We start from the raw sequence: 25,924 nt of genomic DNA on the forward strand, positions 1-25,924 counted from the left end.
CCTCCTTGTGCTGGTCACGGTCCGGCCGCGGGCGAGCGCGGCGGAGGTCGCGTACCGGTTCCCGGGCGCCGGGAACCGACGGCGCTGATGCTAGTGCCGACGGCGGTGCCCGGGGACCGGTGGGGGCGGATCCGGCGTGCCGGGCGCGCGGTGCCGGACGTGAGCGGAGTCATGATTGGATACCGTTCGCAGGAACACCGGTCGAGAGGGAGGGCCCGAAGATGGCCGAGGAGATCCGCGCCGAGATGGTGGCGAACGTCTGGAAGGTCGTCGCGTCGGCCGGGGACACCGTGTCCGAGGGCGACACGCTGGTCATCCTGGAGTCGATGAAGATGGAGATCCCGGTGATCGCCGAGTCCGACGGTGTCGTGCAGCAGATCGCGGTCAACGAGGGCGACGTCGTGCAGGACGGTGACCTCATCGCGGTGATCGGTTGAGCGGGCTGCTGGTCCGCCGCGCCGAGCCGGCGGACTTCCCGGCGGTGGCCCGCCTGACGGTCGCCGCGTACGAGGCCGACGGGCAGCTCAAGGGCGAGACCGGCTACGCCCCGGTGCTCGCCGACGTGGCCACCCGGGCGGAGACCGGCGAGGTGCTGGTCGCCGCCGACAAGGTCACCGGCGAGGTGCTGGGCGCCGTGACGTTCGTGCTGCCCGGTACCCCGTACGCCGAGCTCGCCGGCCCGGGTGAGGCCGAGTTCCGGATGCTCGCCGTCGACCCCGCGGCGCAGGGCCGGGGGGCCGGGGCGGCCCTGGTCGACGCCTGCGTGGCCCGCGCCACCGGGCTGGGCTGCTCGGCCGTGGTGATCTGCGTACGCAGCGGGCTGGCCCCCGTGGCGCGGCGGCTCTACGCGCGGCTGGGCTTCGTGCGGGCGCCGGAGAAGGACTGGACCCCGGTGCCCGGCGTGGAACTGCTGGGCCTGCGCCTGGACCTCACGCCGCCCGCCTGACCGCACCGCCCGCCTGCCGCGGGCCGGCCCGGGTCAGGACTCGTCGGCGATCTTCGCGAGCAGCTCGTCGGCCACCTCGAGGGCGATCTTCCGGCGCTCGTCGCCGGTGATGCCCGGAGTGCGGACCGCGAACCAGCTGCTGTGCACGGCGAACAGGGTCAGCACGGCGCGTAGCTGGGCGGCGGGGGAGTCGTCGCCCCGACTCAGCTCGTGCGCCAGCGACATCATCCGCTCGCGCATCTGCTGCCCGGCGGCGAGGCTCTTGAGCACCGTCTGGTTCTGCTCGAAGAACCGCATGACCGTGGGCAGCTCGCCGGCGAACATCGCGTCCGCGTACCGGTTGATCAGCTCGCGCCGGGTCGCCAGTGTGGCCGGCTGGGTGCCGGCCCACTCGATCAGCTCGTCCATCCGGCGCAGCCGGTCGTCGACGAAGCTGCTGACGATCTCGTCCTTGCTCTTGAAGTGGTAGTAGAGGGCGGCCTTGGTCACGCCGAGCCGCTCGGCGATCTCCCGGAGCGAGGTCTTCTCGTAGCCCTGCTCGGTGAAGAGCTCCAGCGCGACGGCCTGAATGCGCTCCCGCGTGCCGCCTGTGCTCTCCCTCACCCGTACCACCCAATTCGCTTGACGGTTCCTACTGCCCAACTTACCGTCCGGCTAGTAAGGTAGCTAGCCGGACGGCAAGTAAGTTGGTCACAGATCTTCGGGGGAGCTTACCCATGAGTCAACCAGCACAGGTGACGGCGAGACCCAACGTCCGGGTCGTGCTGTTCGGCCTGATGATCGCGATGATGCTCGCGATGCTCGACAACATGATCGTCAGCACCGCGCTGCCGCGGATCGTCTTCGAGTTCGGCGGGGCCGACCACTTCACCTGGGTGGTCACCGCGTACGTGCTGGGCACCACGGTCTCCACCCCGATCTGGGGCAAGCTCGGTGACCTCTACGGCCGCAAGACGGTGTTCCTGACCGCGGTGGTCGTCTTCCTGATCGGCTCCGCGCTCTGCGGCATGTCCGGCTCCAGCGTCTTCGGCGGCGTCGACACCGGAATGATCGAGCTGATCGCGTTCCGCGCGGTCCAGGGCCTCGGCGCCGGCGGCCTGATGGTCGGCGTCATGGCGATCATCGGCGACCTGGTGCCGCCCCGCGAGCGGGGCCGCTACCAGGGCATGATCGCCGGCATCATGGCCATCGCCATGGTGGCCGGCCCGCTGGTCGGCGGCTTCATCACCGACAACCTCTCCTGGCGCTGGGCGTTCTACGTCAACCTGCCGCTCGGCGGCGTGGCTCTGCTGGTCCTCGCCACCACCATGCACCTGCCGAAGTACCGCACCGAGCACAAGATCGACTGGCTGGGCGCCGCGCTGCTCTCCGTCGGCATCACCGCGATCGTGCTGGTCACCACGTGGGGCGGAAACCAGTACGACTGGGCCTCCCCGCAGATCTTCGGCCTCGCGGCGCTCGCCCTGGTCGCCCTGGTGGCGTTCGGTCTCGTCGAGCGGCGGGCCCCCGAGCCGATCCTGCCGCTGGGCCTGTTCGCCAACCGGAACTTCGCCCTCATCTCGGTGATCGGCTTCCTGCTCGGCTTCGCCATGTTCGGCGCCATGAACTTCCTGCCGCTCTACCAGCAGACCGTGCAGGGCGCCTCGGCCACCAACAGCGGCCTGCTGCTGCTCCCGCTGATGTTCGGCATGCTGGTGGTCTCGCTGGTCGTCGGCCGGGCCATCACGAAGACCGGGCGCTACCGGGCCTTCCCGATCGCCGGCGGCGTGGTCATGACCGCCGGCATGGGCCTGCTGACCCAGCTCGACCTGGGCACCAGCAAGACGGCCTCCTCGCTCTACATGGTGGTGCTCGGCGTCGGCATGGGCTTCCTCATGCAGACCTCGATGCTCATCGCGCAGAACAGCGTGGAACAGAAGGACCTCGGCGCGGCGAGCGGCGCGGCCACCTTCTTCCGGTCGATCGGCGGCTCGTTCGGCGTCTCGCTCTTCGGCGCGATCTTCGCCAACCGGCTCGCCGACTCCGCGGCCGGTCCGGCCTTCGCGAGCGGGGGCGGTGGCGAGGGCGGCGCCATGAACCTCGACAAGCTCAAGGAGCTCTCCGGCCCGGTGCGGGAGGTCGTGCTCGGCGGGCTCTCCGACGCCATCTCGCACGTCTTCTTCTGGGCCGTCTTCTTCACCGTGGCGGTCCCGGTGCTCGCCTGGTTCATCAAGGAGGTCCCGCTGCGGTCGTCGAACGACGCCCCGCCGGCGGACGCCACCCCGGAGGACCAGGCCGAGGCCGCCCTCGGCAGGGCCCCCGTCGCCTGACCCCACCCGTCGCGGCCACGCCGACCCGTCACCGGGTACGGCGTGGCCGCGCCGTTTTCCCGTCAGTTACGGCGGAAGAGGGCACTCAGGCGGTGCCGGAGGCGGCGCAGGAAACCGGCCGGGGCGACCGGCGCCGGGCCGGCGACCAGGGTGTCGGCCAGTTCCCGGGTGGCCGGGTCGAGCTCCGGGGTGGCCAGCGCCAGGTGGGCCAGCGAGACGGCGATCGGCACCCGGCGCTCGCGGGCCACGGCCGCCACGTCGGCGAGCCGCTCGGCCACCGCCCGCGCCACGTCCGGGCGTACGGCGGGGTCCACCCAGGCGGCGGTGACCAGGGCGAACAACGCCGCCTCGGTGATCCAGTCCTCCACGCCCCAGACCAGTTCGAGCAGCGTCCGGCGCCGGGTGGACTCCGCCCACGGCTCGTCGGTGCGGTGGTGCAGCAGGCCGAGGCACGCCCAGACCTGCACGCAGCGCACCCACAGCGACGGGTCCTGGCCGGCGAGCACCCGCCCCAGCGCGGTGGCCGGCGCGGCCGGGGGGTGCACCAGCAGGGCGAGCAGGTCGGACAGGTCCAGCGTGGCCAGTGCCACGGCGGCGTCGTACGCGGCCGGGGGGTGCGGCCAGGCCGGGTGGGCGAGCTGCCGGATCCGTTCCGCCGCCTCGGCCGAGGGGGTGGGCAGGGTGGGCGCGGCCACCGTGCCGTCGTACCGCCAGAGCTGGCAGGTGGTGGCGCGGCGGGGTTCGCGCGGGTCCGGGTCGGCCACCGCGGCCACCTCGACGGCCAGTCCCGGTGCGGCCGCCGCCGCGGTCCGCATGGCGCTCGGCGGTTCCAGCCCGTCGAGGCGCACGGCGACCGGGCCGCCGGTCTCGGCGGCGAGCGCCTGGCGCAGCGCGTCCAGCACCGGCCCGCCGGCCGGGGTGACCTGGCCGAGCCAGGGGCGGCCACGGCAGGACTCGGCCAGGTCGCCGTGCTCGTGGGTGTCGTCGGGGTGGTCCCGGACGAAGTCGGCGAGGGCGACCAGGTGGGCCACGTTCCCGTCGCGCTGGAACCGCAGCCGGTGCGCGGTGTGCACGGCGCAGTCGAAGGCAGGGTCCCTGGTGAGGGCCCGGTCGGTCCAGGCCAGCGCCTCGTCGAGCCGGCCGTTGTCGGCGAGGGTGCCGGCGATGTCGGCGTAGACCGCCAGGTCGTCGGGGTCGAGGGCGACGGCCCGTTCGAGGGCGGCGAGCGCGTCCCGGGTCCGGCCGGCGCTGCGGTACGCGTAACCGAGCCACACCTCGCCGAGTTTGGTGGGCTGTGCGCGTACCCCCCGGGAGGCCCAGGTGACGGCGAGGGCGACCTCGCCGAGGCGCCGGGCCAGCGCGGACGCCGCGCCCAGCAGCAGCGGGTGGGCGGGGTGCACGGTGACCGCGTTGCGGGCCAGGGTGAGGTACGGGCGCAGCGGGTCGCGCAGCCGGCGCGGGACGGGGTCGGGCGCGGCCGCGCAGATCTGCATGAGGATCCGGGCGGTGCGCTCGGGGTCGAGCCGTTCGGGCAGGTCGGGCGCGGTCACCCAGGGCACGGCCGCCCACTCGGCGGCGGGGGCGTAGCCGGTGGCCGCGGCCAGCAGGTCGAGCCCCTCGGCGGGGCGGCCGGCGGCGGCGAGCAGGTGGGCGCGGGCCACCACCGCGCCGACGAAGGCGTGGTGGCCGAGCGGGAAGAGGTCCAGGTCGCCGCCGCCGGCCGCGGCGAGCCGGGCGAGCGTCTCGTGCACCTCGGGCAGCGTGGGCGCCTGGACGAGCGCGGCGGCGACGTGGTCGGCGGCGTGCCGGAGGTCACCCTCGGCCAGCGCCAGCCGGGCCAGCGCGAGTTCCTCCTCCGCGGAGAGCGCGGGGTCGTCCTCGGGCACGTCGTCCTCTCGGGTGGTCGGTCCGCCAGCCGGGCAAGCCTAGGGGATCATGCGACCGGATGGTGATCCACTGCGCACTACTGTTCGTTCCGTTGCTCGCTACGCCTGAAAGGTGCAAGACTGAGCACCGAACGCGCGGCAATCGCGCAGGAAGGGGTCTTCCGTGACGCGTCCAGGGGCCGGGATGGCCGCCGACATCGACGAGCAGCCGGCCGGCTACGAGCGCCTGCTCTCCGCCGAGCACGCCGGGGCGATCGCCCGGGTCGCGGCGGTGATCGCCGAGCGCCGGCCCCGCCACGTGGTCTTCACGGCCCGGGGCACCTCCGACCACGCGGCGCTGTACGCGGCCTACCTCGCCGAGATCCGGCTCGGCCTGCCCGCCGGCCTCGCCTCGCCCAGCGCCATCACCGTCTTCGGCGCCCGGCCGGACCTCTCCGACGCCCTGGTGGTCGGGGTCAGCCAGAGCGGCGGCTCGCCCGACCTGGCCGAGGTGCTGCGGGTGGCCCGGGAATCCGGCGCGCTCACCCTGGCCGTCACCAACAACCCCGACTCGCGGCTGGTGGCCACCGCCGAGCTGAGCGTGGACATCGCCGCCGGCCACGAGCGCGCCGTCGCCGCCACCAAGACCTACACGGCCGAGCTGCTCGCGCTGCTCATGCTCGTCGAGGGGGTACGCGCCGGCGACGGCGTCCTGCCCGCCGAGGAGCGGGCCGCCCTGGCCCGCCTGCCCGAACTGGCCGAACGCACCCTGTCCGACGCCACCCCGGCCCAGCTCGCCCCGCGCTACCGGTTCGCCGCCCAGCTCGTCACCACCGGCCGGGGCTACGCGTACCCGACGGCCCGGGAGGCGGCGCTGAAGCTCATGGAGACCTCCTACCTGCCGGCGCTCGCCTTCTCCGGCGCCGACCTGCTGCACGGCCCGCTCGCCATGACCGACCCCGACGTGCCGGTGCTCGCCGTGGTCGGCTCCGGCCCCGGCGGCCAGTCGATGCGCGAGGTGCTGCCCCGGCTCGGCGAGCGCCGCGCCGACGTCGTGGTGGTCGGTTCCGCCGACGTCGAGGCGACCGCCCGGATGGCCGTGCCCGAGGTCGACGAGCGGTACGCCCCGCTGCTCGACATCCTGCCGTTGCAGCGGCTCGCCCTGGCCCTGGCCCTGGCCCGGGGCGAGGACCCGGACGCCCCGCGCGGGTTGAAGAAGGTCACGGCGACGATGTGAGGCCTGGCGTGGCACGCTGTTCAGCGTGTCCACCCTCCGTGACCTCGCCGAGGAGCACACCTCGCTCCGGCCGGCCGACATCGACCACCTGCACCGGATCGCCGGCGACTGGCAGCTCCTCTCCGACCTGTCCTTCGCCGACCTGCTGCTCTGGGTGCCGGTCGACGGCGACGGCACGTTCCTCTGCGTGGCCCAGGTCCGTCCGACGACCGCGCCGACCGCGTACCTCGACGACCAGGTCGGCCGGATCGTCGGCGGCCCGGAGGTGGCGCACCTGGAAATCGCCCTCCGGCAGGGCCGGATCTGGCGGGAGGGCGACCCCGTCTGGTACGGCGACGTGCCCGCCCGGCACGAGGCCATCCCGGTGCGGCTGCGCACCGCCGACGGTGAGTCCGGCGAGGTGGTGGCCGTGGTGGGCCGGGACACCAACCTCTCCACCGCGCGCACGCCCAGCCAGCTCGAACTGAACTACCTGACCACCGCCGACGACCTGGCGCAGATGATCGCCGACGGCACCTTCCCGCCGCACCGGCACCCCGGGGAGACCACCTCGGCGCCCCGGGTCGGCGACGGCCTGGTCCGGCTCGACGCCAACGGCAAGGTCACCTACGCCAGCCCCAACGCGCAGTCCGCGTACCGCCGGTTGGGTTACGCCTCCCACCTGGTGGGGGAGGACCTGGCCAAGCTGCACCGCCGGCTCGCCACCGACCCCCTGGAGGGCACCGACGCCGGAAACGCGGTGCTGGCCGCGCTGCGCGGCGAGGCCCCGCCCCGGCGGGAGATCGACGCCCGGGGCGCCACCATGCTGACCCGGGCCCTGCCACTCATGCCCGCGGGCGTGCCGATCGGCGCGCTGGTCCTGGTCCGCGACATCACCGAGGTACGCCGCCGCGACCGCGCCCTGATCACCAAGGACGCCACCATCCGGGAGATCCACCACCGGGTGAAGAACAACCTCCAGACCGTCGCCGCGCTGCTCCGCCTCCAGGCGCGCCGGGTGGCCATGCCCGAGGCCCGGGTCGCCCTGGAGGAGTCGGTACGCCGGGTCGCCTCCATCGCGCTGGTCCACGAGACGCTCTCCATGTCCAGCGACGAGGCGGTCGAGTTCGACGGCATCGTCGACCGGGTCGCCAGCGCGGCCACCGAGGTGGCGGCCACCGAGGTGTCCGTCGGCATGCGCCGCCAGGGCAGTTTCGGCGTGCTCCCCGCCGAGATCGCCACCTCGCTGGTGATGGTCCTCAACGAGCTGCTGCTCAACGCCGTCGAGCACGGCTTCCCGCCGGCCGGCGAGGAGGGCGCGCCGGGCCCCGAGGGCGCGCCGGAGCCGGCCGTGGTGGTCTCCGCGCACCGGTTCCGCAAGCAGCTGCACGTCTCCGTCGCCGACAACGGCCGGGGCCTGCCCGAGCAGTTCGACGCCGAGAAGGGCGGCAACCTCGGCCTCCAGATCGTCCGGGCCCTGGTCACCGGCGAGCTGCGCGGCACCATCGAGCTGCGCAACGGCGCCGAGGGCGGCACCGAGGCCGTGCTTGTCGTCCCCCTGGCCCGCGGCACCGCCGACCGCCTCGCCGGCTGACCGCTCCCGGGGTCGTGGCGCCTCCCGCTCCGGGGCGGGTCGTCGTCGCGGTCCTGGGGTGGGGGGGGCGGCTCACCGGGTGAGGAGGGCGACCGTGAGGCCGGGGCGGGGCCAGACCTGGCGGACCGTGAAGGCGTCGCGCAGGGCGTCGCCCTTGGCGCCGGGCACCGCCGCCAGCGGGTCGGCGCGCCGACCCGTGACCACCAGCCAGACCCGGTCCACACCGGCCAGGCACTCCGCCGGGCGGTCGCACTCGGCGGCCCAGAGGTCCGCGCGCTGCCGCTGGTCGCGCACCACCAGCACGTCGCGCGGTCGCCGCGCCCCCAGGTGGTACGCCAGGCCGAGGTCCAGGAAGAGCCAGCTGTCCCGGGGCGAGTAGACGACCCCGTCGCCCGGCTGCTCGTGGTCGGCGACGATCCGGGCCACGCCCGCGTAGTCCACCGGGGCGGTCCGCGGCCACTCGTGGGTGCGCCGCAGCGCCGCCTGGTCGGGCAGCCCGAGCAGGCCGGCCAGGGTCACCACGGCCAGCGCCGGCGCCAGGCGTACGCCGGCGAGCGCCGCCCCGGCCAGCAGGCAGGCGAACGGCACCGTGAACACCAGGTACCGCGTCACCCAGAGCGGCACCGCGGTGCCGGCGGCGAAGAGCAGCAGCACCGGCAGCAGCACGGTGGCCCCCGGCAGCAGCGCCCGCCGGCCGAGCCGTCCCGCGCCGAGTGCGGCGAGACCGACGAGGAGGCCGCCCACCACCCCGCTCTGCGCCAGCGCGCCGGGCAGCGCGGCCAGGTCGTCGACGCGGACCAGGCGTACCCAGTCGAGCTGGCGGCCGCGCTGCCCGCCGGCCGCCAGCACCAGCGGGGCGACCAGGACGGCCGCCGGCAGCAGCGCCACCAGCCACCGCCAGATGACGCCCGGGCCACGCGCGCCGGCCGGCGGGCCGGCAGCCGGGGCGGCTCCGCCGGTCCCGGCTCGCGCCTCGTCGGCCTCGGGTGTCGGGCCGGCCGGCGGGTCGAGTCCGGCCGCCGCCGGGCCGCGCGCGGCGACCAGCAGCACCACGAGGGCGTGCGCGGCGAGCAGGGTGAGGGCGATCAGGTGGAGCAGCCCGAGCGCGGCCACGGCGGCGGCGTACCCGGTGAAGCGTCGCCAGGTGGGCCGACGCAACGCCTCGGCCAGCAGCAGCGTGGCGAGCACGGCGAGCAGGGTGGCCAGGGCGTACGGGCGGGCCTCCTGGCCGTATCGGGAGGTAGCGGGGAGGACCGCCAGGAGCAGGCCGGCGAGCAGCCCGGCCCGGCTACCGGCCAGCCGGGCGCCCAGCCGGGCGGTGAGCGCGGCCGCCCCGGCCATGGCCAGCGCCGACGGCAGCCGCAGCGCGGCCGGCGAGGTGCCGAACAGCGCGGCCCAGCCGTGCATGAGCAGGTAGTACGGCCCGGTCGCGGCGTCGATGGTGCCGGCCAGCCGGACCAGGTCGGGGACCGGGCGGGTGGCGGCGCTCCAGGTCGCCAGCTCGTCCCGCCACGGCTGCGCGTGCCCGATCCCGGCCAGCGTGACCACCAGGGTGAGCAGGCCGGGAGCCGCCCAGACCAGCCAACCCCGACGGTCGCGGGACAGTTCGGCATCGGCGGGCGGGTTCACATTCCGCAGCGTCACACGGCGGCGGCGCCCGCCGTGCCGGTCCGTTGATTTGTCCCCTCCCCGGTCGGGCCGGCGCGGCGGATCCGATCAACGAGGTCGATGCCCCGCCGCTGCCCGTGATGTGGGATCACACACTCGGTCATTGGCCGGTCCTCGCCGGCTGTGGGAGCATGAGCGCTATGACCGCCGCTGTCATCCGCCGCTTCGTGGCCCGCCGCCACGTCGATTACGGCCGCGTCCGCAGCGCGATCTGTCCGGCCGACTGACGACGCCCGACCCATCCGTCTCGGGCGCGTTCCGCGCCGGCCGTCATCGACATCGCCGTCCTCGGCCCTCACCCAGGGCCGGCCGCCGCGTCCGCGCTTCCAGGCACAGCAGACAACGGAGGACGCCGCGATGGCGGTCAGCAGCACCACCACGACCCGGCCCGACACCCCGGCGCCCGTCGCCCGGGCCCCGCGCCGGCCCCGTGGCGAGGGGCAGTGGGCGCTCGGGCACCGCGAGCCGCTCAACGCCAACGAGCGCATCAAGAAGGACGACGACCCGCTGAACGTGCGGGCCCGGATCGAGAACATCTACGCCCACCGGGGCTTCGCCTCGATCGACCCGCAGGACCTGCGCGGCCGGTTCCGCTGGTGGGGCCTCTACACGCAGCGCAAGGCGGGCATCGACGGCGGGCGCACGGCCGTGCTGGAGCCGCACGAGCTGGAGGACGAGTTCTTCATGCTCCGGGTGCGGGTGGACGGCGGCGAGCTCTCCCTGGCCCAGCTGCGGGTCGTCGCGGACATCTCGCGGGAGTTCGCCCGCGACACCGCCGACATCACCGACCGGCAGAACATCCAGTACCACTGGATCCGGGTCGAGGACGTGCCGGAGATCTGGCGGCGGCTGGAGTCGGTGGGCCTGCAGACCACCGAGGCGTGCGGCGACTGCCCCCGGGTCGTGCTGGGCAGCCCGGTCGCCGGGGTGGCCCGGGACGAGGTGCTCGACCCCACGCCGGCGGTCGACGAGATCGTCCGCCGGTACGTCGGCGACAAGGCGTACTCCAACCTGCCCCGCAAGTTCAAGACCTCGATCTCCTGGCTGGTCGACACCCCGTACGAGGCGAACGACATCGCCTTCCTCGGCGTCGAGCACCCGGAGCTCGGTCCCGGCTTCGACGTCTGGGTGGGCGGCGGCCTCTCCACCAACCCGATGCTGGCCAAGCGCCTCGGCGTCTGGGTGCCGCTGGCCGAGGTGCCGGACGTCTGGGCCGGGGTGGTCGGCATCTTCCGCGACTACGGCTACCGCCGGCTGCGCAACCGGGCGCGGCTGAAGTTCCTGGTGGCCGACTGGGGCGTGGCGAAGTTCCGCGAGGTGCTGGAGAAGGAGTACCTGGGCCGGGCGCTGCTCGACGGCCCGGCCGCGACGCTGCCGGCGAAGCCGGTCGACCACATCGGCGTGCACCCGCAGCGCGACGGCAACAACTACGTCGGGGCCGCCCCGGTCGTGGGCCGGGTCTCCGGCACCCAGCTCGCCCGGCTCGCCGACGTGGCCGAGGCGCACGGCAGCGGCCGGGTGCGGCTCACCCCGTACCAGAAGCTGCTGGTGCTGGACGTGGCGCCGGAGCGGACCGACGCGCTGGTGGCGGAGCTGCGCGGGATCGGCCTGGAGGCCCGGCCCTCGGCGTGGCGGCGCGGCACCATGGCCTGCACGGGCATCGAGTTCTGCAAGCTCGCCATCGTCGAGACCAAGCGGCGCGGCGAGGAGCTGGTGGCCCGGCTGGAGGAGCGGCTGCGCGACTTCGACGCGGACATCTCCATCCACCTCAACGGCTGCCCGAACGCCTGCGCCCGCACCCAGGTCGCCGACATCGGGCTCAAGGGCCAGCTCGTGGTGGGCCCGGACGGCCGGCAGGTGGAGGGCTTCCAGGTGCACCTCGGCGGCGGCCTGGGCATGGCCGCGGGGCAGACCGCCGGTTTCGGCCGCAAGCTGCGCGGCCTGAAGACCACCGCCGAGGAGCTTCCGGAGTACGTGGAACGCCTGGCCCGCCGCTACCTGGCCGGCCGGACCGGGGGCGAGAGCTTCGCCAACTGGGTGATCAGGGTCGACGAGGAGGAATTGCGATGAGCGATGCCCGATCTGCGCCTCTCTACTGCCCGTACTGCGGGGAGGAGGACCTGCGGCCGCACGAGGCCGGGCACGGCGCCTGGGAGTGCCACGCCTGCGCCCGGGTCTTCACCGTGAAGTTCACCGGCCTGCTGAGCCGGGCGGTGACCCGATGAGCGCGCTGCCCTCCGCCGCCGGCCTGGGCCTGGTCGGGATCGGCGGGCCGGCTCCGGCCGACCCGGCCCGGCGTGACCCGGAGGAGCTTCGCGCGCTGGCCGAGCGGGCCGGCCGGGAGCTGGAGGGCGCGCCCGCGCTGGAGATCGCCCGCTGGGCCGCCGAGACCTTCGGGGACCGGTTCTGCGTGACCAGCTCGATGGCGGACGGGGTGCTGGCCCACCTGGTCTCCCGGGTCGCCCCCGGGGTCGACGTGGTCTTCCTGGACACCGGCCTGCACTTCCCGGAGACGCTCAAGGTCCGCGACGAGGTGGCCCGGCGGCTGCCCGTGAACGTGCGCTCGATCCGCCCCCGGATGACGGTCGGCCAGCAGGACGGCCAGTACGGCCCCCGGCTGTTCAGCAAGTCCCCGGACGACTGCTGCCAGCTGCGCAAGGTCGAGCCGCTGGAGCGGGCGCTGACCGGGTACGACGCCTGGGCCGCCGGGCTGCGCCGGGACGAGTCGCCGACCCGGGCCAACACCCCGGTGGTGGCCTTCGACGCCCGGCGCGGCAAGGTCAAGGTCAACCCGATCGCGGCCTGGAGCCAGCGGGACGTGGACGCCTACATCGCCCGCTACGACATCCCGGTGAACGAGCTGTTCGCCCGGGGCTACGGCTCGATCGGCTGCTGGCCCTGCACGCGCCGCACCCGGGCGGGGGAGGATCCGCGGGCGGGTCGCTGGGCCATGTTCGAGAAGACCGAGTGCGGTCTGCACACCTGACCGCCGAGCCGCCGGTGGTGCTGGTCGCGCACGGCAGTCGGGATCCGCGAGCGGCCGCGGCGACCCGGGCGCTGGCCCGCGCCGTGGCGGCCGCCCGTCCCGGCGTTCCGGTGCTGCCGAGCTGGCTGGACCACACCGACCCCGGTCCCGCCGCGGTGCTGCGGGACCTGGCCGCCGCCGGTCACCCCCGGGCGGTGCTGGTGCCGTTGCTGCTGACGGCCGCGTACCACCGGAAGGTCGACGTCCCGGCGGCGGTGGCGGCGGCCCGCCAGGGTGGCGCGGACATCGAGGTACGGGTTACCGACGTGCTGGGGCCTGCCGACGGGACGGTGGACACCCGGCTGCTGGCCGGGCTGCGCCGCCGCTTGGCCGAGGCGGAGCCGGGCGGCGTCGATGCCGTGGTGCTGGCCGCGGCGGGCACCCGCGATCCCCGGGCGCGCGGCTCGGTGGGGCGGGTGGCCGCGGCGCTCGGCGCCGAGCTGGGTGTGCCCTGCCGGGTGTCGTACGCCTCGGCGGCGCCACCGGGCGCCGGTGTCGCGGTGTCCCGGCTGCGCGCGGCGGGTGCCCGTCGGGTGGCGGTGGCCGCCTACTTCCTGGCCCCGGGCCTGTTCCACGACGCGGTCCGGTCGACGGCGGAGCGGGCCGGCGCCGTGGCGGTCGCCGAACCGCTGACCGACCTTCCCGAACTGGCCGATCTGGTGCTGCGGCGGGTCGACGCCGTGCCGGTCGGCAGTCCGGTGTGACGCGCATCGCCAACATGATCAACCAGGGTGGCGCCGGGGTAGCCGGGGTGTCATGTGCTCCGGACAGCAGAACGCCCCGGCCGGTGTCCGGCCGGGGCGTGCAGCGTGTGAGTCAGGCCGAGTGAGCGCGCAGCACCCGGAGACCGCCGCGGCGCTTGACCGCGCGGCGCTCCTCCTCGCTCATCCCGCCCCAGACGCCGGCGTCCTGACCGGACTCCAGCGCCCACTGCAGGCAGTGGTCGGTCACCGGGCAGCGCCGGCAGACAGCCTTGGCCTGCTCCACCTGCAGGAGGGCCGGACCGGACGTCCCGATCGGGAAGAACAGCTCCGGGTCCTCGTCGCGGCAGACGGCATCGTGGCGCCAGTCCATGGCGGCAACACTCCTCATTCTTAAGTGGGTGGCCAGATAACGCTTCGTTGCTATTCCTATATGCGTCCGCATTGCCGATCGGTGACGGTCAGCATCCATCAATTCGGCACTGCGTGAGCAGGCTTGCGGGCCCGTGGACCTGCTGGAACAGCTCAACCTGCCGAGCATATCCAGGCAATGTCCCGGTAACACGACTTCGCTTGTGAATACTTTCACGAACTGTCGTGATGTCAAGGGTGACGCTCGGAAAAACTCCGAACAGTGAGCGGGCTCACCACCCTTTTGTCCGGGTTTCAGAGCGCTCTGGTTACCCGGCGTGCCACAGTCGAGGATCAATATAGTACGGTCTGCGTGACGTTGCTGACATTTCCGGCACCTTCCCTCGGTGTGGCGGACACCGCCGGAGGCGGTGAGGGGTCCGCGTCAACCGACGGCAGTACCCGAGACCTAGCAGATTACTCTCAGTGCCGCGGGCACGGATGCAAATCTGACTTTTTCCCGCTCGCCGAGGTAGTCGCCGTCCAGTTGGAAGGCCAGCGGACGGGCCGAGAGCAGCGTGAACTCCGCCACGTCGTGCAGCCGGAGCACCTGCCGGCCGTGCGGGTCGGGCTGCCGCGAGAAGAACTGGGTCACCGTGCGTGCCGTGCTGGCGACCTTCAGCCGCCGCATGGCGAGCACGTCCAGGCCGAGGTCGAACGAGGCCTCCGGGTTCGGGTTGATCTCCCGGTCACCCAGGTACGTCCACGGCGCGGTGTTCTGGATGATGACCGTGCCCAGATCGGTCTCGGCGACCTCCCCGGGGCGCTCCAGCGTGATGGCCGGATGCCGGCGGTCCGAGGCGAGGAAGTACTGGCTCACCGTGGAACGGAAGTAGAGCGCCGGGGTGGACACCCGGCCCCGCTTGCGGGCCTGCTCGACCCGCTGGATGACGGCCGCGTCGATGCCGAAGCCCGCGCAGAAGGTGAAGTAGCGGTCGTCCGCCCGGCCCAGCCCGATGGTGCGGGACCGGCCCAGCCGCAGCCCCTCCAGGATCATGCTCGTGCCGTCCGGCCACTCCCGGGGCAGGCCGAGCGCGCGGGCGAAGACGTTCGTCGAGCCGCCCGGGACGGTGGCCAGCGCGGGCAGCCGCTCCGCCGGGGTCTGCCCGGTGCGGAAGGTCGGCGGCTCGGCCCCCATCAGGCCGTTCACGACCTCGTTGACCGTGCCGTCGCCGCCCAGCGTGACCACCAGGTCGACGCCCTCCTGGGCGGCCTCCCGCGCCAGGTCCATGGCGTGGCCCCGCCGGCGGGTGTAGCGCACCGACAGGTCGACTTCGCTGCGCAGCGCCCGGACCAGCACGTCCCGGCTGCGCTCGCTGGTGGTGGTGGCCTTCGGATTGACCACCAGGACGGCCCGCATGGGCGGCACTGTACCGCGCCTACCCACGGGTATCGTGTCGCGCGTGACGATCGACTCCGGCCCGGTCCCCGGCACGCTCCGCTGGGCGGTGCTCCTGCTGCGCGCCGAGGCGGTGGCGCTCGGCCTTGTCGCGGCGTGGCTGATCTGGTCCGACCTGACGGCGCGCACCACCGACCTCACCTCGGCGCTGCTCGTCACCGCGTTCGCGGTCGCCGGGGCGGTCGCGCTCTGGGCGCTCGGCGGAGCGCTGGGCCGCCGCCGGTCCGGCGCCCGGGCGCCGGCCATCGTGCTCCAGCTCATGCTGCTGCCCATCGGCTGGTACATGATCCAGGGCGGGCTGGGCTGGCTCGGGGTGCCGCTGATGGCGCTCGGCCTCGGCGTCACCGGCCTGCTCGTGAGCACCCCGACCAATCGCGCGCTCGGCTTCGAGTGAGGCCGCGCCGGCGCGCCGGAACGGTCAGTAGCCGGAGGCGCGGCGGGTGAGCAGGGAGATGGTGGCCCGGCCGTCGGCGGCCCGGGCGCTCGCCGAGGTGGTCAGCGCGGTGAGCACCTTCCAGGCGAAGGACGACTCCGAGGGGAGTGTGGCGCCCCGCACGGTCGGCACGGTCACCTCGACGGTGAGGGCGTCCTCCGTGACCGCGAAGCGGCACTCCAGCTCGGCGTCGCGGGTGGCGATGGCGAGCAGCATGGCGCACGCCTCGTCGACCGCGATGCGCAGGTCCTCGATCTCGTCGAGGGCGAACTGGAGCCGGGCCGCGAGACCGGCGGTGGCGGTGCGCAGCACGCCCAGGTAGCCGCCGTCGGCGGGCACCGTGAGGTGCACGACGTCGTCGTCCGTCGTGGGCTGGCCGGTCAGTTGAGTCACGCCTCATCCCCCCGGTGCGGGACTCTACCCGGTCAGGCGTCCGGCCGCGTGGGGGCGGCCGGCACCTGCGCGGCGAGCTCGTGCAGCGCCGGCCCGGCCAGCCGGTACGGCACCCACTCGTCCATCGGGGTCGCCCCGATGGCGGCGTAGAAGCGGGCGGCCGGATTCCAGTTGATCATCCACCAGTCGAGCCGCCGGTAGCCGCGTTCGACGCAGATCGCGGCGAGGGTGGCGAGCAGCAGCCGACCCGCGCCGGTGCCGCGGGCGGCCGGCCGGACGTACAGGTCCTCCAGGTAGATGCCGTGCACGCCCTCCCAGGTGGAGAAGTTGAGGAACCAGAGGGCGAAGCCGATCGGCTGGTCGGCGCCATCCACCGCGACATGCCCGAACAGGGCGGGAGCAGTCGCGAAGAGGGCCGCCGTGAGCTGTTCCTCGGTGAGGTGGCACTGCTCGGGGGCGCGCTCGTAGTCGGCGAGTTCGTGCACCATAGCGACGACGGCCGGCACGTCCTCGGGACGCGCCGGCCGGATCGTCGGTGCCTGTGCGGGCAGGCTCACGCCTGCTTGGTCTCCCAGAAGATCTTCGAGATCTCGTCGATCTTCGAGAGCAGCTCGTCGGCCTTGGCGGGGTCGGTGGCGCCCTTGGCGCCGGCCGCGCCGGCCAGCTTGGTGGTCTCGTTGAACAGCTGGTGCAGGTGCGGGTACTTCTCGAAGTGCTGCGGCTTGAAGTAGTCGGTCCAGAGCACCCACAGGTGGTGCTTGACCAGCTCGGCCCGCTGCTCCTTGATGATGATCGCCCGGGTGCGGAACTCCGGGTCGGTGTTCGACTGGTACTTCTCGCAGATCATTTTGACCGACTCGGCCTCGATCCGGGCCTGGGCCGGGTCGTAAACGCCGCAGGGCAGGTCGCAGTGGGCGCTAGCGGTCACCCGGGGCGTGAGGATGCGAGGAAGGCGCATCAGGGTCCTCCATGGGATGTTTGCGATGATCCAAGACGACATTACTCCTGGAGATGCTCCCCGGCGGGCGGGAGGTGAAACCCCGATGTGTGCCGCTGGCGACCCCGCCGCGCCCGCGCTGCGCGGCCCGCTGTCGCCCGTCCTGGTCACCGGTCCGTCCATGGCCCCGACCCTGCGGCACGGCGACGCCGTGCTGGTGCGGACCGGGGGCCGCCCGGTCCGCCCCGGTGACGTGGTGGTGGCGGTCTTCCGCAGCCGCCCCGACCTGCTCGTGGTCAAGCGCGCGGTCCGTCCGCAGGACGGTGGCTGGTGGCTGCGCGGCGACAACGACCTGGTCACCGACGACTCCCGGGCGTACGGGGTGGCGGACGTGCGGGGCCGGGTGGTGGCCCGGTACTGGCCGCGTCCCGGGCGGGTCACCGGACGGCCACGGTGGATATGACCCCGATCACATCCCGGTGCGGCGTGCCTGACTATGCTCGGAAAGTGCCCGGGTGACCCCCCGCACCGCCGCCCCGCTGGCCGCTGACCACGCGCGCCGAGCCGGCCGGTCCGTCTGCTCGACAGATCCTGGAGTCACCGATGTCTACGTCCACCCCGGACCCTGCTGATCCCGTCTTCCGGTTGCACCTCGGCGGCAAGATGGCCGTCGCCTCGACCGTGCCGCTCACCAGCCGGGAAGACCTCTCCCTCGCGTACACCCCCGGTGTGGCCCGGGTCTGCGAGGCGATCGCCGCCGACCCCGACCTCGCCGACGACTACACCTGGGTGTCGCACACCGTCGCCGTGGTCACCGACGGTTCCGCCGTACTCGGCCTCGGGAACATCGGCCCGCGCGCGGCGCTGCCGGTGATGGAGGGCAAGGCGGTGCTGTTCAAGCAGTTCGCGGGCGTGGACGCGGTACCGGTCTGCCTGGACACCCAGGACGTGGACGAGATCGTGGCGATCGTGCGGGCCCTCGCCCCCTCGTTCGGCGGGATCAACCTGGAGGACATCAGCGCCCCGCGCTGCTTCGAGGTGGAGCGCCGGCTGGACGAGGCGCTGTCCATCCCGGTCTTCCACGACGACCAGCACGGCACCGCCATCGTGGTGCTGGCCGCGCTGCGCAACGCCGCCACCCTGCTCAACCGCAAGCTGGGCGACCTGCGCGTGGCGGTCAGCGGGGCCGGCGCGGCCGGCGTGGCCGTGACGAAGATGCTGGTGGCCGGGGGCGTCAACCCGGACCAGGTGGTGGTCTGCGACTCCAAGGGCATCATCGGCCGGCACCGCGAGCTGACCGGGACCAAGGCCGAGCTGGCCGAGACCACCAACGCCGACGGCCGGCAGGGCGACATCACCGAGGCGCTGCGCGGCGCGGACGTCCTGGTCGGCGTCTCCGGCGGGCAGATCCCCGAGGCGGCGGTGGCCGGCATGGCCCCGGGCGGCATCGTCTTCGCGCTGGCCAACCCCACCCCGGAGGTGCACCCCGAGGTGGCCGCCCGGCACGTGGCCGTGGTCGCCACCGGGCGCAGCGACTACCCCAACCAGATCAACAACGTGCTCGCGTTCCCCGGCGTGTTCCGGGGCGCGCTGGACGCCCGGGCCACCCGGATCACCGACGGGATGAAGGTGGCCGCCGCCGACGCCATCGCCAACGTGGTCGCCGAGTCGCTGACCCCGGAGGCGATCGTGCCCTCCCCGCTGGACCCGCGGGTCGCCCCCGCGGTGGCGGAGGCCGTCGCGGAGGCGGCCCGCCGCGACGGGGTCGCCCGCCGCTGACCGTCGAGGGGGCCCTTCTTATCGCGTTTTGCACAGGAAGGGCCCCTTCTTAACGGGCGCTCAGCTTGTTACGGTGCCGCTCATGCGTGCCGCCTATGCCTCGGCCTTCGACGCCGACAACCCGCTCGCCGCGCTCACCGTCGGCGACCGTCCCGAGCCGACCCACCCGCAGGAGGACTGGGTCACCGTGCAGGTGCGGGCCAGCTCGCTCAACCACCACGACCTCTGGTCGCTGCGCGGGGTGGGCCTCAGCGCCAACCAGCTCCCGATGATCCTCGGCTGCGACGCGGTCGGCACCGACCCGGACGGCAACGAGGTGGTCATCTACCCCGTGGTGCCCACCCCGGGCGACCCGCGCGGGGTCTCCATCCTCTCCGAGCACTTCGCGGGCACCTTCGCCGAGCGGGTGGCCGTACCCCGGATGAACCTGCTGCCGCTGCCCGACGGCCTCTCCGTGACCGACGCGGCGTGCCTGCCCACGGCCTGGCTCACCGCGTGGCGGATGCTCACCACCAAGGGCCGGGTCGGCGACGGCGAGTCGGTGCTGGTCCAGGGGGCCGGCGGGGGCGTGGCCACCGCGGCCGTCGCGCTCGGCGTCGCCCTCGGCAAGCGGGTGTACGCGACCAGCCGCGACGCCGCCAAGCGGGAGCGGATCACCGCGCTGGGCGCGACCGCGCTGGAGCCCGGCGCCCGGCTGCCCGAGCGGGCCGACGTGGTGATCGAGACGGTCGGCGCGGCCACCTTCGACCACTCGCTGAAGTCGGCCGCCCCGATGGCCCGGATCGTGGTCTCCGGCGCCACCGCCGGCCACGAGCCGAAGGTGAACCTGCGCCGGGTCTTCGCCATGCAGCTGGAGATCCTCGGCACCTCGATGGGCACCCCCGAGGAGCTGACCGAGCTGCTGGCGTTCTGCGCCGAGCACGAGGTGCGTCCGGTGGTCGACAGCGTCGTGCCGTTCAGCCGGATCGAGGACGCCTTCGCCCGCCTGCACTCCGGCGACGTCTTCGGCAAGGTGGTCGTCGACCACACCGCCTGACCGGCGCCGCCGCCCTGGGCGACCGGTCAGAGGTGGTCGTCCAGGGTGGCCACGCCGCCGCGGGTGGCGTCGGCCGGGAGCCGCTTCTTCGCGGCGGCGTCGCCGTAGAGGGTCCAGCGGAGGAACTCGACGGTGGTGTCGGCGACCACACGCAGCGCCTTGCCGTCGCCGAGCAGGGCCCGCCCGTGGTCGCCCTTCGGCAGGCTGAGCATCGCCTTCGGCCAGGGCACCGCGTCGTAGACCGCCTTGCCTGCGGCGTAGCCCACCACCTCGTCGGCCTCGCCGTGCACGAAGAGCTGCGGCGCGGCGGCACCGGCGAACGCGGTGCCGACGCCGAGCGCCGTGCCGGCGAAGACGATGCCGGCGTCCAGGCGCTCGTCCCGGCCCGCCGTGAACAGCCCGATCGTGGTCACCCCGCCCGCGCTGTGCCCGGTCGCGGCCACCCGCTCCGGGTCCAGCCGGCCGCGCAGCGGGTCGCCCGCCCGGCTGTCGAGGGCGAGCACCTGGGTCAGCACGTACGACACGTCGGCCGGCTGGTTGAGCACGTCGAGCGGGTTGCCGTCGCCGCCGGCGCCGGTGTGCGGGAACTTCGGCGCGGCCACCACGAACCCGGCGGCCGCCCAGCGGGTCAGCAGCACCTGGTAGTCCTCCGGCCGGGCGCCGAGCCCGTGGCTGAACAGCACCACCGGGAACCGCCCGGCCGCCGCCGGCGCGGACCGCTCCGGGGCGCCACCGGCCGCGCCCTCCGCCGGGTACCAGAGGGTCACCGGCAGCGGGCGGTCGCCGTCGCGGTTCAGCTTCAGCTGGCGTACGCCGACCGCGAAGCTCTCCGTCGGGGCGTGCCCGGCGGGCACCCGCGGGCCGGGGGTGGTGGCCTTCGGCGGGGCGTCGGGCGCGGGTCGCCCGGCCGGGGCGGTCCCGCCCGAGCAGCCGGCCAGGCCGGCGCTGAGCAGGGCGGCGGTGACGAGGGCGGCAGGGCGACGGCGCATGGACACGATTGTGCCTCGCACTCGCCGGTGATCCGCCGGCATCGCACCGAGCGTGACGCGATCGCCTCAACCGGTCGGCGGCCGGCCCCGGCGCAGCCGGGCCAGGTCGGCGGCGTCCTTGGGCCGGCGGGGCCGCTCGGGCATCCAGACCGGGTACATCTCCTTGAACTCGATCTGGGCGGCGACGCTGATCACCGGGGCGGTGTGCGGGTCGATCCGGCCCGGCGGGGCGTCGAGCATCCCCTCCGGCAGCGGGGTGCCGGCCCACGGCCCGGCCCCGACCACCACCCGGCCCGCCGGGTCCCGGTCCAGGTACGCGAAGCTCAGCTCGACGTCGCCCCGCACCAGGTCGAGCTGAAGCTCGACCGGCATCCGGGGGTCGACCCGCCAGCCCCGCCCGCCGAGCCGGGCCGCCAGCGGGCCCGCGTCGCGCCCCCAGCAGTACCAGTCGACGTCCACGTGCGGCCGGCTCACCGCGCCCAGGTGGAAGTCCATCGCCCACCCGCCGCGCAGCCACACCGCGGTCCCGGCCGCCCCGGTGAGCTCGACCACCTCGCGGATCGCGTCGAGTTGCCGCCCCGCCAGCCCGTCCACCCGGGCGACGCTACCGCCCGACCGGGAGAGCGCGGGTGGTGAGGGTGGTGACGCCGGGAAGGACGGCGTCGGCGGGCAGGCGGTCCCGGGCGCGGCGGTCGTCGTAGAGGGTCCACCGGAGGAAGTCGGTGGTGGCGGCGAGGACCTGCGCGAACCCGGGGCGGCCCGGGGTCAGGTACTCGCCGTGGCCCTGGCCGGGGAGCCCCAGGAAGGCGGCCGGCCCGAGGCTGCGGTGGTACGCGGCCCGGCCGACCGACTCCGGCACGATCGGGTCCGCGCCGCCGTGCACGAACAGCAGGGGCGCCACCGGACCGGCGAAGCTGCCCGCCAGCCCGCCGCCGGCGATCACGATGCCGGCGCGCAGGCGGCGCGAGTGCCCCGAGGTGAACATGCCGGCCGTGGTGAAGCCGCCCGCCGAGTGTCCGGCCGCGGCGAACCGGTCCACCGCGAGGTGCCCGGCGAGCGGGTCCCCGGGCCGGGCGTCGAGGCGGACCAGGTGCCGGATCAGCCGCCAGCCGTCGGCCGGCTGGTTCCGCACGTCGGCCCGGGTGAAGTCGCGCGCCCCCAGGTTCGTCCGCGGGTAGGTCGGCGCGGCCACCACGAACCCGGCCGCCGCCCACCGGGCGGTCAGCGGGGCGTGCAGGTCGGGGAGGCTGTGCAGCCCGTGGCTGTAGACGACCACCGGAAACCGCCCGGCGGCCACCGGCGCGTCCGGCCACGGCACCGGCCCGGCCGTTTCCCGGACGGTGGCGTGCGGCGGGGCGGCGGGCTCCGCCGGGTACCAGACGGTGACCGGCAGCGGCCGGGACCCGTCGGGGTCGACGACGAAGTGGCGCACGCCCACGGCGTACGGCCGGGGCGGCGCAGGGCGGCGGAAGGACGGGACGTCGTCCGTGGCGGCGACGGCCGGACCGCAGCCGGCCACCAGCGCCACCAGCAGCGCGGCGACCAGCCGCTGCACCCTCACGCCCTCACGGTAGGCGGCCGGCCGGCCGGTCCGGCCCCGCCGACCGGCCCGTCGCGCCTCCACCGGCCGGACCGCGCTGCGCCGCCATCGGCCCGGCGGGATCGTCCGCGTCGGCCGGCTTCGCTATGGTCACGCGCATGGCTGAGAACTACACCGACCCGAGTGGCAACACCGCGCAGTTCCGCGCCTTCGTCGATTCGCCGGACAGCGCGGCGACCGCGGCGGAGGCCCCCTCCCGCCTGCCCCTGATGGTCGGCATCGGCGTCGCCGCCGTCGTGGTCGTCGCCGTCATCGCCTGGCTCGCCCTGAGCTGACCCGCCGCCCACCCGCCCGCCCTTCCGTCGATCATGAGGTTGGCGGCGCGATCTGTCCCGATTCGCCGCCGCCAACTTCGTGATCGCCGCGGTGGGTGCGGTGCCCGGTGGGTGCGGGCGCGGCGGGCCCCGGGGTCAGAGGTTCAGGACTTCGCGGGTCTGGCGGGCGATCTCGCGTTCCTCGTCGGTGCCGATGACGCAGACCGTGACCTCGGCGCCGTCGGGGGAGATGACCCGGTCGCCGCTGCCGGCGTTGCGCGCGGGGTCCACGGCGATGCCGAGGCGCTCCAGGCCGGCCAGCGCCGCCGCGCGGACCGGGGCGGCGTGCTCGCCGACCCCGGCCGTGAAGGTGATCGCGTCGACCCGGCCCAGCAGGGCGTAGTACGCGCCGACATACCCGGTGAGCCGGCGGCGGTAGACGTCGAAGGCGAGCGCGGCGGCCGGGTCGCCGGCGTCGCGGCGGGCCAGCACCTCCCGCATGTCGTTGACCCCGGTCAGCCCGAGCAGGCCGCTGCGGTGGTTGAGCAGGTCGTCGATGTCGTCGACGCCCATCCCGGCCTCGCGGCGCAGGTGGAAGATGATCGTCGGGTCGAGGTCGCCGCTGCGGGTGCCCATGACCAGGCCCTCCAGCGGGGACATGCCCATCGAGGTGGCCACGCTCCGCCCGCCCTGCACCGCGCAGGCGCTCGCCCCGTTGCCGAGGTGCAGGGTGATGATGTTCAGCTCGCCGTACGGCCGGTCGAGCAGTTCCGCCGTGCGGCGCGAGACGTACGCGTGCGAGGTGCCGTGGAAGCCGTACCGGCGCACGCCGTACCGCTCGGCCAGGTCGCGGTCGATGGCGTACGTGGCGGCGGCCTCGGGCAGCGTGTGGTGGAACGCGGTGTCGAAGACGGCGACCTGCGGGGTGTCCGGCAGCGCCTCTCGGGCCACCCGGATGCCGGCCAGGTTCGCCGGGTTGTGCAGCGGGGCGAGCGGGACGAGGTCCTCGATGGCGGCGAGCACCTTGTCGTCGATCCGCACCGGGGCGCTGAACTTCCGCCCGCCGTGCACCACCCGGTGCCCCACCCCGGCCAGCCCCGTCAGGTCGAGCCCGTCGATGATCTGCCGCACGGCGCTCTCGTGGTCGCCCGGCCCGCCGCCCGGCTCGCCGATCCGCTCGACGGTGCCCTTGGCACGGATCTCGTCGCCGTCGTACAGCCGGTACTTGACCGACGAGGAACCGCAGTTGAGGACCAGGATCCGGCTCATTCCGACTCCCCGGCGGCGGCCTGGATGGCGGTGATCGCCACCGTGTTGACGATGTCCGGCACGGTGGCGCCCCGGGACAGGTCGTTGACGGGCCGGCGCAGGCCCTGCATGACCGGGCCGACCGCCACCGCGCCGGCCGAGCGCTGCACCGCCTTGTAGGTGTTGTTGCCGGTGTTCAGGTCCGGGAAGATGAACACCGTGGCCCGCCCCGCCACCGGGCTCTCCGGCAGCTTGGTGGCCGCGACCTGCGGGTCGATCGCCGCGTCGTACTGGATCGGGCCCTCGACCAGCAGCTCCGGTCGGCGCTCCCGGACCAGCTTGGTGGCCGCCGCGACCTTCTCCACGTCGGCGCCGAACCCGGAGTCGCCGGTCGAGTAGGACAGCATGGCCACCCGCGGCTCGATGCCGAACCGGGCGGCCGTGTCGGCCGAGGAGATGGCGATGTCGGCGAGCTGGGCGGCGTCCGGGTCGGGGTTGACGGCGCAGTCGCCGTAGACGAGCACCCGGTCGGCGAGCAGCATGAAGAACACGCTGGAGGCGACGGAGACCCCCGGCACCGTGCGGATGATCTCGAAGGCCGGCCGGATGGTGGCCGCCGTGGTGTGGGTCGCCCCGGAGACCATGCCGTCGGCGCGGCCGGTGCGCACCATCATGGTGCCGAAGTAGTTGGGCTGGGCCACGATGTCGTGCGCCAGCTCGACCGTGACGCCGCGGTGGGCGCGCAGCTTCGCGTACTCGGCGGCGAGCTCGTCGCGCCACTCGCTGGTGACCGGGTCGACCACCTGCGCGTCGCCCACGTCGATGCCCAGCTCGCGGGTGCGCCGGGCCACCTCGTCGGGGCGACCGAGCAGGGTCAGGTCGGCGACGCCCCGGCGCAGCAGCACCTCCGCGGCGCGCAGGATGCGCTCCTCGGTGCCCTCGGGCAGCACCAGCCGCCGGCGCTGCGCCCGGGCGCGGTCGATGAGGTCGTTCTCGAACATCAGCGGGGTGACCCGCTCCGACCGGCTGACCCGCAGCCGGCGGGCCAGGTCGACGGTGTCCACGCAGCGCTCGAAGGCGCCCAGCGCGGCCTCCACCTTGCGCGGGTTCGCCACGCTGGGCCGGCCCTCGATCCGGCTGGACGCCGCCACCGTGTCGTAGCTGTCGCTGGTCACCGACAGCACGGCCAGCCCGGTGTTCAGCGCCTCGAACAGGCGCATGGCCCGCGGGTCGGGCTGCTCGCCGAGGGTGAGGACCAGGCCGGCCAGGGAGACCTGACCGGCGACGTGCGCGGCGCCGGCCGCCACGAGCAGGTCGTCCCGGTCGCCGGGGGTGATCACCAGCGCCCCGTCGGTGAAGTGCTCCAGCAGGGTGGGCACGTGCGCCGCGCCGACCACGTAGTCGAGCACGTCCCGCTCCAGCGCGGCCTGGTCGCCGGCGAGCAGGGTGGCGCCGAGCGCCGCCGCCACCTCCGCCACCGTCGGCGCTGACACGGTCGGCACCTCCGGGATGGCGTACGCGGGGACGGGCAGCTCGGGCAGTGTCATGGGCTCGGGCACCCGGTTGGCGACCACCGCCACCACCGTCGCGCCCAGGTCCTCCAGATCGTGGTACGCCCCGCGCAGCGCCCCCGCGATCGCCTCGGGCGCCTGCCCGAACCCGTCCACCACGGGCACCACCACGCTGCTGAACTCGGTGGCCAGCCGGGCGTTGAAGGCCAGCTCGCGCGGGCCGGCGCCGTCACCGTCGGCGAAGTCGCTGCCCACCACGACCACCGCCGGGCACTGCCGCTCGACCGCCCGGTAGCGGGCCACGATGCGGGAGATCAGCTCCTCCCGGCGGCCGTCCGCGACCAGGGCGGCGGCCTCGGCGTACGTCGCGCCGTGCAGCTCGTCGACCGGCAGCTCCACCCGGTAGCGCTCGGTGAGCAGGGCGAGGATCGGATCGGTGCCCTGACCGGCGACCAGCGGCCGGAACGCGCCGATCCGCTCGACCTGCCGGGACAGCAGCTCGGCCAGCCCGAGTGCCACCGTCGATTTGCCCCCGCCCGACCCCACGCTGGTCAGGTACACGCTGCGCGCCACGACCTCACGCTACAAGATCGCGGGGTGCCTCGCTCGG

At 74.5% G+C, this 25,924-nt stretch carries 27 protein-coding genes; 14 read left to right on the top strand and 13 right to left on the bottom strand.

Going from position 1 to position 25,924, the window contains the following annotated elements; translation table 11 throughout:
- Positions 1-221: 221 nt before the first annotated feature.
- A complete protein-coding gene (locus NLX85_RS13600) occupies positions 222-437 on the top strand; it encodes a biotin/lipoyl-binding carrier protein (protein ID WP_089012714.1) in 216 nt (71 codons plus the stop codon).
- Positions 434-946, top strand: a complete 513-nt coding sequence (locus NLX85_RS13605) for a GNAT family N-acetyltransferase (protein ID WP_254334995.1) — start codon at positions 434-436, stop codon at positions 944-946. The genes NLX85_RS13600 and NLX85_RS13605 overlap by 4 nt, the downstream gene beginning before the upstream one ends.
- Positions 947-979: 33 nt before the next feature.
- Here the strand turns inward: NLX85_RS13605 and NLX85_RS13610 are convergent, their stop codons facing one another.
- On the bottom strand, positions 980-1,549 hold the full coding sequence (locus tag NLX85_RS13610) for a TetR/AcrR family transcriptional regulator (protein ID WP_254334997.1): 570 nt from the start codon (positions 1,547-1,549) through the stop codon (positions 980-982).
- Positions 1,550-1,662: 113 nt separating this feature from the next.
- Here NLX85_RS13610 and NLX85_RS13615 point away from each other — a divergent pair, with 113 nt between their 5' ends.
- Positions 1,663-3,255 (top strand): MDR family MFS transporter, encoded by a 1,593-nt coding sequence (locus NLX85_RS13615; RefSeq protein ID WP_254335001.1) that lies wholly within the window; start codon positions 1,663-1,665, stop codon positions 3,253-3,255.
- A gap of 62 nt (positions 3,256-3,317) precedes the next feature.
- Here the strand turns inward: NLX85_RS13615 and NLX85_RS13620 are convergent, their stop codons facing one another.
- Positions 3,318-5,141 (bottom strand): tetratricopeptide repeat protein, encoded by a 1,824-nt coding sequence (locus tag NLX85_RS13620; protein WP_254335002.1) that lies wholly within the window; start codon positions 5,139-5,141, stop codon positions 3,318-3,320.
- A gap of 184 nt (positions 5,142-5,325) precedes the next feature.
- On the opposite strand from NLX85_RS13620, the gene NLX85_RS13625 reads away from it, so the two are divergent.
- Together NLX85_RS13625 and NLX85_RS13630 are read left to right on the top strand one after the other, a co-directional pair.
- Positions 5,326-6,357 (top strand): SIS domain-containing protein, encoded by a 1,032-nt coding sequence (locus tag NLX85_RS13625; protein ID WP_254335559.1) that lies wholly within the window; start codon positions 5,326-5,328, stop codon positions 6,355-6,357.
- A gap of 25 nt (positions 6,358-6,382) precedes the next feature.
- Positions 6,383-7,930, top strand: coding sequence for a PAS domain-containing sensor histidine kinase (locus NLX85_RS13630; RefSeq protein ID WP_254335003.1), 1,548 nt, complete (start codon positions 6,383-6,385; stop codon positions 7,928-7,930).
- 72 nt (positions 7,931-8,002) lie between these two features.
- On the opposite strand, the gene NLX85_RS13635 is transcribed toward NLX85_RS13630, so the two are convergent.
- Positions 8,003-9,535, bottom strand: coding sequence for a glycosyltransferase family 39 protein (locus NLX85_RS13635; RefSeq protein ID WP_256566876.1), 1,533 nt, complete (start codon positions 9,533-9,535; stop codon positions 8,003-8,005).
- A 420-nt stretch (positions 9,536-9,955) separates the two neighbouring features.
- Here NLX85_RS13635 and NLX85_RS13640 point away from each other — a divergent pair, with 420 nt between their 5' ends.
- The 4 genes from NLX85_RS13640 to NLX85_RS13655 are packed head-to-tail and all read left to right on the top strand — an operon-like array spanning position 9,956 to position 13,327.
- A complete protein-coding gene (locus NLX85_RS13640) occupies positions 9,956-11,668 on the top strand; it encodes a nitrite/sulfite reductase (protein WP_254335007.1) in 1,713 nt (570 codons plus the stop codon).
- The gene (locus NLX85_RS13645) at positions 11,665-11,823 is read left to right on the top strand and encodes an IS1 family transposase (protein ID WP_139131928.1); all 159 of its coding nucleotides are present in this window, start codon (positions 11,665-11,667) and stop codon (positions 11,821-11,823) included. The genes NLX85_RS13640 and NLX85_RS13645 overlap by 4 nt, the downstream gene beginning before the upstream one ends.
- Positions 11,820-12,584, top strand: coding sequence for a phosphoadenylyl-sulfate reductase (locus tag NLX85_RS13650; protein ID WP_254335009.1), 765 nt, complete (start codon positions 11,820-11,822; stop codon positions 12,582-12,584). Before NLX85_RS13645 ends, NLX85_RS13650 begins: the two co-directional genes overlap by 4 nt.
- On the top strand, positions 12,566-13,327 hold the full coding sequence (locus NLX85_RS13655) for a sirohydrochlorin chelatase (RefSeq protein WP_374628081.1): 762 nt from the start codon (positions 12,566-12,568) through the stop codon (positions 13,325-13,327). Before NLX85_RS13650 ends, NLX85_RS13655 begins: the two co-directional genes overlap by 19 nt.
- A gap of 112 nt (positions 13,328-13,439) precedes the next feature.
- Here NLX85_RS13655 and NLX85_RS13660 read toward each other — a convergent pair whose 3' ends face one another.
- Together NLX85_RS13660 and NLX85_RS13665 are read right to left on the bottom strand one after the other, a co-directional pair.
- On the bottom strand, positions 13,440-13,697 hold the full coding sequence (locus tag NLX85_RS13660; protein WP_088975879.1) for a WhiB family transcriptional regulator: 258 nt from the start codon (positions 13,695-13,697) through the stop codon (positions 13,440-13,442).
- A 447-nt stretch (positions 13,698-14,144) separates the two neighbouring features.
- The gene (locus NLX85_RS13665) at positions 14,145-15,095 is read right to left on the bottom strand and encodes a diacylglycerol kinase family protein (protein WP_254335011.1); all 951 of its coding nucleotides are present in this window, start codon (positions 15,093-15,095) and stop codon (positions 14,145-14,147) included.
- A gap of 43 nt (positions 15,096-15,138) precedes the next feature.
- On the opposite strand from NLX85_RS13665, the gene NLX85_RS13670 reads away from it, so the two are divergent.
- On the top strand, positions 15,139-15,528 hold the full coding sequence (locus NLX85_RS13670; RefSeq protein ID WP_254335013.1) for a hypothetical protein: 390 nt from the start codon (positions 15,139-15,141) through the stop codon (positions 15,526-15,528).
- Between the two features lie 24 nt (positions 15,529-15,552).
- Here NLX85_RS13670 and NLX85_RS13675 read toward each other — a convergent pair whose 3' ends face one another.
- The 3 genes from NLX85_RS13675 to sodN form a co-directional block, all read right to left on the bottom strand.
- Positions 15,553-15,960, bottom strand: coding sequence for an ATP-binding protein (locus NLX85_RS13675; RefSeq protein WP_107076638.1), 408 nt, complete (start codon positions 15,958-15,960; stop codon positions 15,553-15,555).
- A gap of 32 nt (positions 15,961-15,992) precedes the next feature.
- Entirely contained in the window at positions 15,993-16,448 is a 456-nt protein-coding gene (locus tag NLX85_RS13680) for a GNAT family N-acetyltransferase (protein ID WP_254335563.1), read from the bottom strand.
- A gap of 65 nt (positions 16,449-16,513) precedes the next feature.
- Positions 16,514-16,918 carry a superoxide dismutase, Ni gene (sodN, locus tag NLX85_RS13685; RefSeq protein ID WP_091318510.1) on the bottom strand — a complete coding sequence of 135 codons (405 nt, stop codon included), beginning with the start codon at positions 16,916-16,918 and terminating at the stop codon, positions 16,514-16,516.
- 85 nt (positions 16,919-17,003) lie between these two features.
- Between sodN and NLX85_RS13690 the strand changes: the two genes are divergently transcribed.
- The 3 genes from NLX85_RS13690 (at position 17,004) to NLX85_RS13700 (ending at position 19,712) form a co-directional block, all read left to right on the top strand.
- Positions 17,004-17,360: a S24/S26 family peptidase gene (locus NLX85_RS13690; RefSeq protein ID WP_254335015.1), complete on the top strand. Its 357-nt coding sequence runs from the start codon at positions 17,004-17,006 to the stop codon at positions 17,358-17,360.
- A gap of 140 nt (positions 17,361-17,500) precedes the next feature.
- Positions 17,501-18,676: an NADP-dependent malic enzyme gene (locus NLX85_RS13695; RefSeq protein ID WP_148430275.1), complete on the top strand. Its 1,176-nt coding sequence runs from the start codon at positions 17,501-17,503 to the stop codon at positions 18,674-18,676.
- Positions 18,677-18,749: 73 nt separating this feature from the next.
- Positions 18,750-19,712, top strand: a complete 963-nt coding sequence (locus tag NLX85_RS13700) for a zinc-binding dehydrogenase (protein WP_254335017.1) — start codon at positions 18,750-18,752, stop codon at positions 19,710-19,712.
- Between the two features lie 26 nt (positions 19,713-19,738).
- Here NLX85_RS13700 and NLX85_RS13705 read toward each other — a convergent pair whose 3' ends face one another.
- From NLX85_RS13705 to NLX85_RS13715, 3 genes are all read right to left on the bottom strand, one after another.
- Positions 19,739-20,701: a chlorophyllase gene (locus NLX85_RS13705; RefSeq protein ID WP_254335019.1), complete on the bottom strand. Its 963-nt coding sequence runs from the start codon at positions 20,699-20,701 to the stop codon at positions 19,739-19,741.
- A gap of 66 nt (positions 20,702-20,767) precedes the next feature.
- The gene (locus tag NLX85_RS13710; protein ID WP_254335020.1) at positions 20,768-21,295 is read right to left on the bottom strand and encodes a nucleotidyltransferase domain-containing protein; all 528 of its coding nucleotides are present in this window, start codon (positions 21,293-21,295) and stop codon (positions 20,768-20,770) included.
- 10 nt (positions 21,296-21,305) lie between these two features.
- Positions 21,306-22,262: an alpha/beta hydrolase gene (locus NLX85_RS13715; protein WP_254335023.1), complete on the bottom strand. Its 957-nt coding sequence runs from the start codon at positions 22,260-22,262 to the stop codon at positions 21,306-21,308.
- Positions 22,263-22,399: 137 nt separating this feature from the next.
- Here NLX85_RS13715 and NLX85_RS13720 point away from each other — a divergent pair, with 137 nt between their 5' ends.
- Complete coding sequence (locus tag NLX85_RS13720; protein WP_167544589.1) at positions 22,400-22,576, top strand: hypothetical protein; 177 nt, start codon at positions 22,400-22,402, stop codon at positions 22,574-22,576.
- Positions 22,577-22,711: 135 nt separating this feature from the next.
- Here the strand turns inward: NLX85_RS13720 and NLX85_RS13725 are convergent, their stop codons facing one another.
- Both NLX85_RS13725 and pta read right to left on the bottom strand, forming a co-directional pair.
- A complete protein-coding gene (locus NLX85_RS13725; protein WP_254335025.1) occupies positions 22,712-23,824 on the bottom strand; it encodes an acetate/propionate family kinase in 1,113 nt (370 codons plus the stop codon).
- Positions 23,821-25,887: a phosphate acetyltransferase gene (pta, locus tag NLX85_RS13730; RefSeq protein ID WP_254335027.1), complete on the bottom strand. Its 2,067-nt coding sequence runs from the start codon at positions 25,885-25,887 to the stop codon at positions 23,821-23,823. Before pta ends, NLX85_RS13725 begins: the two co-directional genes overlap by 4 nt.
- Between the last annotated feature and the right edge of the window lie 37 nt (positions 25,888-25,924).

Source organism: Micromonospora sp. A3M-1-15 (assembly GCF_024213425.1).
Classification (GTDB): domain Bacteria; phylum Actinomycetota; class Actinomycetes; order Mycobacteriales; family Micromonosporaceae; genus Micromonospora; species Micromonospora chersina.

Excerpts from the sequence above, each read along its gene's own strand:
- NLX85_RS13600 (WP_089012714.1), top strand. The coding sequence starts at position 222 with ATGGCCGAGGAGATCCGCGCCGAGATGGTGGCGAACGTCTGGAAGGTC.
- NLX85_RS13615 (WP_254335001.1), top strand. The coding sequence starts at position 1,663 with ATGAGTCAACCAGCACAGGTGACGGCGAGACCCAACGTCCGGGTCGTG.
- NLX85_RS13625 (WP_254335559.1), top strand. The coding sequence starts at position 5,326 with ATGGCCGCCGACATCGACGAGCAGCCGGCCGGCTACGAGCGCCTGCTC.
- NLX85_RS13640 (WP_254335007.1), top strand. The coding sequence starts at position 9,956 with ATGGCGGTCAGCAGCACCACCACGACCCGGCCCGACACCCCGGCGCCC.
- NLX85_RS13645 (WP_139131928.1), top strand. The coding sequence starts at position 11,665 with ATGAGCGATGCCCGATCTGCGCCTCTCTACTGCCCGTACTGCGGGGAG.
- NLX85_RS13650 (WP_254335009.1), top strand. The coding sequence starts at position 11,820 with ATGAGCGCGCTGCCCTCCGCCGCCGGCCTGGGCCTGGTCGGGATCGGC.
- NLX85_RS13660 (WP_088975879.1), bottom strand. The coding sequence starts at position 13,697 with ATGGACTGGCGCCACGATGCCGTCTGCCGCGACGAGGACCCGGAGCTG.
- NLX85_RS13665 (WP_254335011.1), bottom strand. The coding sequence starts at position 15,095 with ATGCGGGCCGTCCTGGTGGTCAATCCGAAGGCCACCACCACCAGCGAG.
- NLX85_RS13680 (WP_254335563.1), bottom strand. The coding sequence starts at position 16,448 with ATGGTGCACGAACTCGCCGACTACGAGCGCGCCCCCGAGCAGTGCCAC.
- sodN (WP_091318510.1), bottom strand. The coding sequence starts at position 16,918 with ATGCGCCTTCCTCGCATCCTCACGCCCCGGGTGACCGCTAGCGCCCAC.
- NLX85_RS13690 (WP_254335015.1), top strand. The coding sequence starts at position 17,004 with ATGTGTGCCGCTGGCGACCCCGCCGCGCCCGCGCTGCGCGGCCCGCTG.
- NLX85_RS13695 (WP_148430275.1), top strand. The coding sequence starts at position 17,501 with ATGTCTACGTCCACCCCGGACCCTGCTGATCCCGTCTTCCGGTTGCAC.
- NLX85_RS13705 (WP_254335019.1), bottom strand. The coding sequence starts at position 20,701 with ATGCGCCGTCGCCCTGCCGCCCTCGTCACCGCCGCCCTGCTCAGCGCC.
- NLX85_RS13720 (WP_167544589.1), top strand. The coding sequence starts at position 22,400 with ATGGCTGAGAACTACACCGACCCGAGTGGCAACACCGCGCAGTTCCGC.
- NLX85_RS13725 (WP_254335025.1), bottom strand. The coding sequence starts at position 23,824 with ATGAGCCGGATCCTGGTCCTCAACTGCGGTTCCTCGTCGGTCAAGTAC.